General features: G+C 61.5%; 5 protein-coding genes. 2 read left to right on the forward strand and 3 right to left on the reverse strand.

Features of this window, described 5'->3' with window-relative positions; all coding sequences use genetic code 11:
- Nucleotides 1-84, forward strand: an 84-nt coding sequence (locus tag MHX52_RS10145; RefSeq protein WP_239317516.1) for an IS3 family transposase, incomplete at its 5' end; no start/stop codon positions are given.
- A gap of 74 nt (nucleotides 85-158) precedes the next feature.
- On the opposite strand, the gene MHX52_RS10150 is transcribed toward MHX52_RS10145, so the two are convergent.
- The 3 genes from MHX52_RS10150 to MHX52_RS10160 form a co-directional block, all read right to left on the reverse strand.
- A complete protein-coding gene (locus MHX52_RS10150; protein WP_035005493.1) occupies nucleotides 159-590 on the reverse strand; it encodes a cytochrome c oxidase subunit 4 in 432 nt (143 codons plus the stop codon).
- Between the two features lie 41 nt (nucleotides 591-631).
- Nucleotides 632-1,741 (reverse strand): cytochrome c oxidase subunit II, encoded by a 1,110-nt coding sequence (locus tag MHX52_RS10155; protein WP_070488946.1) that lies wholly within the window; start codon nucleotides 1,739-1,741, stop codon nucleotides 632-634.
- Nucleotides 1,742-2,001: 260 nt separating this feature from the next.
- The gene (locus MHX52_RS10160; protein WP_239318077.1) at nucleotides 2,002-3,762 is read right to left on the reverse strand and encodes a pyruvate dehydrogenase; all 1,761 of its coding nucleotides are present in this window, start codon (nucleotides 3,760-3,762) and stop codon (nucleotides 2,002-2,004) included.
- A 207-nt stretch (nucleotides 3,763-3,969) separates the two neighbouring features.
- On the opposite strand from MHX52_RS10160, the gene asnB reads away from it, so the two are divergent.
- Complete coding sequence (gene asnB, locus MHX52_RS10165; protein ID WP_239318078.1) at nucleotides 3,970-5,907, forward strand: asparagine synthase (glutamine-hydrolyzing); 1,938 nt, start codon at nucleotides 3,970-3,972, stop codon at nucleotides 5,905-5,907.
- Nucleotides 5,908-6,110: the final 203 nt, after the last annotated feature.

Genomic DNA, 6,110 nt, shown 5'->3' on the forward strand with positions numbered 1-6,110 from the left:
AACACCGAACGCATCCAACAACGACTAAAGGGCCTGACCCCGATGCAATATCGGAATCAGACCCTTGAACCCCTCACCGCCTAGAATTAAACCAGTCCAACTTTCGGGGGCTAGTTCAAAGACTGGCGGAGGGGGAGTTTCTAGTGAAGTGTGAAGTTTTAGTGCTTCTCCGGCGGCAGGCCGTACTGCAGGTTCAGCATCGTGGTTGCCCAGATCAGCATGCCGGCACCGAAGGCGACCAGCCACAGGTGCCACCATGCCAGGCCGGCACCCATCACGACGATGGAGACGGTCATCCAGAACGGCCAGATGGAGCTTGCGGAGAAGAAGCCCAGCACGCCAGCGCCGTCCTCGATCTCTGCCTCTTCCCAGTCGTCCGGGCCGATGTCGGTCTTGGAGGCGGTCAGGTGGAGGTAACCACCGAGCATGAAGGCCAGCAGGGTGGCCATGACCAGGCCGGTGCCACCAGCCCACTCAACGCCCATCACGTTGCCCGCGTCCTTCACGGAGGAGGTGACGATGAAGTAGAACACCGTGACCACAACGAAGAAGGTACCGAGGCCGTAGAAAAGCTTTGCACCAGAGTTCATTTGCTTATCTCTCTTCCTTAATTAACCTTGCGCTCCGCTTCCTAAGCGGCGTTGCGGTCCTTGTAGTTCTCGTTCGGAGTACGGGTGCCGGTGCGGTCGGACTCGAACGGGTGGGTGGAGGTTGCGTAGCCTTCCTCGCCGATGGCCTTCAGAGCCTCAGAGTTCGGAGCCTCCGGGTTGTCCTTGCGGAACTGGATGTACTGCTCGAACTTCTCCGGGGAGACGACGCGCAGCTCGAAGTTCATCATTGCGTGGTAGGTACCGCACATTTCAGCACAGCGGCCGACGTATGCGCCTTCCTCGTCGATGGACTCAACCTGGAAGCGACGCTCGGAACGGTTCTCGCTCGGGTGCGGGAACACGTCACGCTTGAACAGGAACTCCGGGATCCAGAAGGAGTGGACAACGTCAGCGGAAGCCAGATCGAACTCGATGGCGGTGCCGGACGGAACGACCAGAACCGGGATCTCCTGAGTGGTGCCCACGGTCTCGATCTTGTTGTAGTTCAGGTAGCTGAGGTCATCCTTGGAGTTGCCGTGGATCGGGCCCGGGATCTGGTCGCCGTGCTCGTCCAGGTTCTCCGCAGGCTTCTTGGACTCCTCTGCGCGAGCCTGTGCCTTCTCGTCGACACCCTTGTACTCCTGGCCACCGTTCAGCTCTGCAGCGATCTCCCGGTAGCCGAACTTCCAGTTCCACTGGTAGCCGGTCACGTCGACGACGACCTTCGGATCCTTGTCCAGAGCCGTTGCGCGGTCCTGCGCCTGAACGTTGAAGAAGAAGAGGCCACAGACGATCAGAACCGGCAGGGTGGTCAGAACCAGCTCCAGCGGAACGTTGTAGCCGGTCTGGCGCGGGAACTCGTCCTCGCCGCGCTTCTCAGCCTTCTTGGCGCTAGACCTACCCATGTTCACAAACAGCAGCACCCACATGATGATGCCGATGATCCAGGCGACGACCCAGACCCACACCCACAGGTTGCCCATTTCCTTGGACTCCGGGGTGATGCCCTTCGGCCAGCCCATGCGCAAGAAGTTAAAGAAACCGTTCTCCGGCGGGGCGACAGTACAGCCGGAGAGAACCAGGCCAGCTAGGCCCAGTACACCGGCGAGGCCAATACGGCGAGTCAAACCGTGCTTATTTCGCTGTTCCACGCGAGTTTGCCTTCCTCATTCACACGTCACTTTGCGTTGTAGGCCTTGAGGTCTGCCGCGCGCCTGCAGTTCGCGCGCGATAGATAGACCTACAACCACTTCACTTAAAGAACCTTAGACCATTAACAGGACATTGCCACCATCGCGGAAGCGGAATTTCCCTTTTCGGGGTTGGCAGCTACCCACATTGCCCCCACACGGGTTAGGCGGGAGCCCGCGCAGTGCGTGGCTCCCGCCTTTGTGGGAGTTTTGGGGGTGTTCTAGAACTTGTTCATCTCGATCACTCCGGCACCACCGATGTTGCGCAGGTTGGCGCGGGCCAGGTCGACCATGCGCCCCACGCCACCCTCGAATACGGTGCGCGTTGCGGAGCGGGAGAAGCCCATCATCATTTCCCAGGTGATGTTCGGCGGCAGGCTCAGCGCGTTCGGGTCGGTAACCACGTCCACCAGCACCGGGCCGTCGTAGGCCAGAGCTTCCTTAATGCCACTCTCCACGTCCGCCGGATCCTCAATGCGGATCGCCTTAATTCCGATGGCTTCCGCGATCTTGGCGAAGTTCACGTGCTCGTGGTCGGTTTCGTGCTCGGGCAGGCCGGCGACCATCATCTCCAGCTTCACCATGCCCAGCGAGGAGTTATTAAAGACCACAATGTTGACCGGCAGGTCGTGCAGCTTGGCGGTCAGCAGCTCGCCCATGAGCATCCCCAGGCCGCCATCGCCGGAGAAGGAGATCACCTGTCGGTCGCGGTCCGCGGCCTGCGCACCCAGTGCCTGCGGCAGCGCATTGGCCATGGTGCCGTGGCGGAAGGAGCCAATTTCTTCACGCTTGCCGTTCGGCGTGATGTAGCGGGCACCCCAGACGTTGCACATGCCGGTATCGATGGTGAAGATGGCATCCTCGGCTGCCAGGCGGTCGATCGTGTCCGCCACGTATTCCGGGTGGATAGGCTTCGATTTGCCCGCCTTCTTGGTGTAGGCGTCCACCACGTGATTCAGCGCCCGTGCGTGGTTGCGCAGCTGCTTATCCAGGAAGCTGCGGTCGGTCTTTTCCTCGATGTGTGGCAGGATCGTGTCGATCACAGCACCGACGTCGCCGACCACTGGGTAGTCGATGGTGGTGCGGCGGCCGATGTGGGAGCCGTCGATGTCGACCTGCGCGACGTTGCCAGTAGGCAGGAAGTCGGTGTACGGGAAGTCGGTTCCCAGCAGAATCAGCAGGTCAGCGTCGTACATCGCCTCGCGCGCCGCACCGTAGCCCAGCAGCCCGGACATGCCGACGTCGAACGGGTTGTCGTATTGGATGTGCATCTTGCCGCCGAAGGCGTGGCCGACCGGGGACTTAATCTTCTCTGCGAGCTCGAGCACTTGCTCTCGAGAATTTTTGACGCCCTCACCGCAGAACAAAGTGACGGTCTCGGCATCATTGATGGCCTTCGCCAGGCGGGCTGCTTCCTCGGCATCCGGGTACAGCACGGGGCGCCCCTTGGCGTACACCGAGTCGATGAAGCCTTCCTCCTCGATTTCCTGGGAGGATACGTCGCCGGGAATGACCAGCACGCTAACGCCGTTGCCGGCCAGCGTGGACTGGATGGCGTGGTGCAGCACCTTTGGCCCCTGTGCTGCGGAGTTCACCATCTCGCAGTAACCGGAGCACTCCTGGAAGATCTGCTCCGGGTGGGTCTCCTGGAAGAACTGGCTGCCGATCTGCACGCTCGGGATGTGGGAGGCAATGGCCAGCACCTTCGCACCGTTGCGGTGGGAATCATAGAGGCCCTGGATCAGGTGGGTATTGCCCGGGCCGCAGGAGGCGGCGCATACGGCCAGTTCGCCGGTGACGAGGGATTCCGCACCGGCGGCGAAGGCCGCGGCTTCCTCGTTGCGAACGTGGATCCATTCAATGGAGGACTGGCGAACCTCGTCGACGATCGGGTTAAGGCTATCGCCCACCAGCCCGAAGATTCGCTTGACGCCCTGCTTCTCTAGAGTCTTTACCAGCTGTGATGCGAAATTTTTTGCCATGGCTCCCAGGCTACGCGGAGCTACGGACCAGCGCATGGATCGCTGTACAGTCTCACAGAAGCGGATCTATGTAATGCACATCACTCAGTCGCTAGATGGCCCGTGTGCTCAATAACCCCGTTTGCTCAATAACTCAGTCTTAAAACGGTCTGCTCCCCGCCGTGGCAACTAGCCCACCTCTACCCCTCCCGCGTAAAGTCGGAACGCATGTGTGGATTGCTTGGAATCATTGCGGCGAACGGCGCCGCGGAAAATTTCGTTGAGGCTGTGGAGGGCGCACTCCCCTGCATGCACCACCGAGGCCCGGACGATAGCGGCACGTGGCACGACCAAGATGTCGTCTTCGGCTTCAACCGACTATCCATCATCGACCTGGAGCACTCGCACCAGCCCTTGCAGTGGGGCCCGGAGGGCGAGGCGGACCGCTACGCGCTGACCTTCAATGGCGAGATCTACAACTACGTCGAGCTGCGCGAGGAGCTCAAGGAAGCTGGTTATACCTTTAATACCGAGGGCGACGGCGAGACCATCGTGGTGGGCTTCCACCACTGGGGCGCCGACGTGGTGAACCACCTGCGCGGCATGTTCGCCTTCGCGGTGTGGGATTCCAAGGAAAAGAAGCTGTTCCTGGCCCGCGATCAGTTCGGCATCAAGCCGATGTACGTCGCCACCACCGAGGCGGGCACCGTCTTCGCCTCGGAGAAGAAATGCATCCTGTCGATGGCTGACCAACTGGGGCTAAACCTGGATCTGGATATCCGCGCCATCGCGCACTACACGGATCTGCAGTACGTCCCAGAGCCGGAGAGCCTGCACAAGCACATCCGCCGCCTGGAATCCGGCAGCTACGGCTTTGTAACCCCCGGCGGGAAGATCGAGGAAACCCGCTGGTTCGAGCCGCGCTTCCCAGTCAAGAAGGTCGCGGCCGGCGACGAGGAAGCCGTGTTCCAGCGCATCGCCGAGGCCCTGGAGGACTCCGTGGCCAAGCACATGCGCGCGGACGTCACGGTCGGCTCCTTCCTCTCCGGCGGCATCGACTCCACCGCCATCGCCGCGCTGGCCAAGCATCACAACCCGGATCTGCTGACCTTCACCACCGGCTTCGAGCGCGAGGGCTACTCCGAAGTCGACGTGGCCGCGGAGTCTGCCGCCGCCATCGGCGCCGAGCACATCGTTAAGGTAGTCAGCCCGGAGGAGTACGCCGAGGCGATCCCGAAGATCATCTGGTACCTGGACGATCCGGTGGCCGACCCGTCGCTAGTTCCGCTGTACTTCGTGGCACAGGAAGCCCGCAAGCACGTCAAGGTGGTTCTCTCCGGCGAGGGCGCCGACGAGCTCTTCGGTGGCTACACCATTTACAAGGAGCCGCTAAGTCTGGCGCCTTTCGACAAGGTCCCCTCCCCACTGAAGCGCGTGCTGTCCAGCGTGGGCAACGCACTGCCCGAGGGCATGCGCGGTAAGTCCCTGCTGCAGCGCGGCACCATGCCGATGGAGGATCGCTACTACGGCAACGCGCGCTCTTTCAACTACCAGCAGCTGGAGCGCGTGCTGCGCGAGATCCGCCCCGAGTGGGATCACCGCGAGGTCACGGCGCCGATCTACGCGAAGTCCAAGGACATGGACCCGGTCGCCCGCATGCAGCACCTGGATCTGTTCACCTGGATGCGTGGCGACATCCTGGTGAAGGCCGACAAGATCAACATGGCAAACTCCCTGGAACTGCGCGTGCCGTTCCTGGATAAGGTCGTCTTCGACGTGGCGGAAACCCTCCCCCACGAGCTCAAGATCTCCCACGGCACCACCAAGTACGCTCTGCGCAAGGCACTGGAGCGCATCGTTCCCCCGCACGTTCTGCACCGCAAGAAGCTGGGCTTCCCGGTGCCGATGCGCCACTGGCTGGCCGGCGACGAGCTCTACGGCTGGGCCAAGGAGAACATCGAGACCTCGCAGACCGACCACATCTTCAACAAGGCAGAGGTCCTGAAGATGCTGGACGAGCACCGCGTGGCGATGAATACCGGCTCCGGCCCGGACCACTCCCGCCGACTGTGGACCGTCATCGCATTCATGGTCTGGCACGGCATCTTCGTCGAGGATCGCATCGATCCGCAGATCGACCAGCGCCAGTACCCGGTCAACCTCTAGAGCCCGCCCCTAGAGCCCACCTCTAGAGCCCGCCGCCCTGTTCTAGACGTAAAGACCCGAAAACGCCCCCGAGGGAATTCATTGAACTGCTCCCCATTAGTTGGACTGAGAAATCAGTTACCGACTAGTGGGGAGTAGTTTTCATTGAGAGCACGAAGTTCGCTGAGTGAGCATCAGCGTGAGCAGCTGGTGGAGTGTTTCGA

Source organism: Corynebacterium sp. ACRQJ (assembly GCF_022346045.1).
Taxonomy (GTDB): domain Bacteria; phylum Actinomycetota; class Actinomycetes; order Mycobacteriales; family Mycobacteriaceae; genus Corynebacterium; species Corynebacterium evansiae.

Bases quoted from the DNA above. Each gene is read 5' to 3' on its own strand.
- MHX52_RS10150 (WP_035005493.1), bottom strand. From the start codon at position 590: ATGAACTCTGGTGCAAAGCTTTTCTACGGCCTCGGTACCTTCTTCGTT.
- MHX52_RS10160 (WP_239318077.1), bottom strand. From the start codon at position 3,762: ATGGCAAAAAATTTCGCATCACAGCTGGTAAAGACTCTAGAGAAGCAG.
- asnB (WP_239318078.1), top strand. From the start codon at position 3,970: ATGTGTGGATTGCTTGGAATCATTGCGGCGAACGGCGCCGCGGAAAAT.